The 1,559-nt window shown below is 73.4% G+C and carries 1 protein-coding gene; it reads right to left on the bottom strand.

The window, feature by feature from the left end:
- Position 1: 1 nt before the first annotated feature.
- The coding region (locus J3473_RS19175; RefSeq protein ID WP_242525975.1) for a heavy metal translocating P-type ATPase at positions 2 to 1,559 on the bottom strand (1,558 nt) is incomplete at its 5' end.

The following is a 1,559-nucleotide window of genomic DNA, read 5'->3' as shown; positions in this document are numbered from 1 at the left end:
CTCAGGCATGGGGGTCCTCGGGGGTGTCGGTGGGCTGGGTGGTGGCGCCGGTGAAGGTGCGCAGGCGCAGGCTGTTGCCGACGACGAAGACGCTGGAGAAGGCCATGGCGGCGCCGGCGAGCATGGGGTTGAGCAGGCCGAGCGCGGCCAGGGGGAGGGCGGCGACGTTGTAGGCGAACGCCCAGAAGAGGTTGGTCTTGATGGTGCGCAGGGTGGCGCGGGAGAGGCGGATGGCATCGCCTGCGGAGCGCAGGTCGCCGCGCACGAGGGTGATGTCGGAGGCCTCGATGGCGACGTCGGTTCCGGTGCCCATGGCCAGGCCGAGGTCGGCCTGGGCGAGGGCGGGGGCGTCGTTGATGCCGTCGCCGACCATGGCGACCGTCTTGCCCTCGGACTGCAGGCGCGAGACGACCGCTGCTTTGTCCTGGGGGAGCACCTCGGCGATGACCTGCTCGATGCCGACCTGGGCGGCGATGTGCCGGGCGACGGCGTCGTTGTCGCCGGTGAGCAGGACCGGGGTCAGGCCCATGGCCTGCAGCTCGCGCACGGCCAGATCGCTGGTGGGTTTGACGGTGTCCGCGACGACGAGCAGCGCCCTGGCTTGCCCGTCCCACCCGACGGCGACGACGGTCTTGCCCTCGGACTCGGCGCGCGCCTTGGCCTGCAGGAGTGCGGGGGAGAGGTGCTGGGACCAGTCGGCGAGCAGGGAGGGGCGTCCGACGACGACGGCGTGACCGTCGATGACGCCTTGGACGCCGCGGCCTTCGAGGTTGGTGAAGTCCTCGGGCGTCGGCAGCGGCCGGGTCTCGTCGGCGGCGGCGCGGGCGACGGCCTGGGCGATGGGGTGCTCGGAGGCGGCCTCGAGCGCTCCGGCCAGCCGGAGCGATTCGCGCCGGTCCTGGCCCGGTTCGGTGACGACCTCGGTGAGGGCCATCCGGCCGGTGGTGACGGTGCCGGTCTTGTCCAGCACGACGGTGTCGATCGTGCGGGTCGACTCCAGCACCTCGGGGCCTTTGATGAGGATGCCGAGCTGGGCTCCGCGACCGGTGCCCACCAGCAGGGCCGTGGGGGTGGCCAGGCCGAGGGCGCAGGGGCAGGCGATGACCAGGACCGCGACGGCGGCCGTGAACGCGGCGGAGGTCGGAAAGCCTGCTCCGAGCCAGGCGCCGAGGGTCGCGACGGCGAGGGCGATGACGATGGGCACGAACACGCCCGAGATGCGGTCGGCCAGGCGCTGCACGGCGGCCTTCCCGGTCTGCGCCTGTTCGACCAGCCGGGCCATCTGGGCCAGCTGGGTGTCGGCGCCGACCCGGGTGGCGCGCACGACGAGGCGACCGCCGGCGTTGACGGTGGCGCCGGCCACGGCGTCCCCGGCGGCGACCTCGACCGGGACCGACTCGCCGGTGAGCATGGAGGCGTCGACGGCGGAGGTCCCGGCGACGACGACGCCGTCGGTGGCGATCTTCTCGCCGGGCCGCACGACGAACTCCTGGCCCGCCGTGAGCTGCTCGACCGGGATCTTGGTCTCGACGCCGTCGCGCAGGAGGGAGACCTCCTTG

The sequence above is a fragment of the Phycicoccus sp. DTK01 genome, from assembly GCF_017312765.1.
In the GTDB taxonomy this organism is placed as follows: domain Bacteria; phylum Actinomycetota; class Actinomycetes; order Actinomycetales; family Dermatophilaceae; genus Phycicoccus; species Phycicoccus jejuensis.
This window is presented reverse-complemented; position numbering and strand designations above follow the sequence as displayed.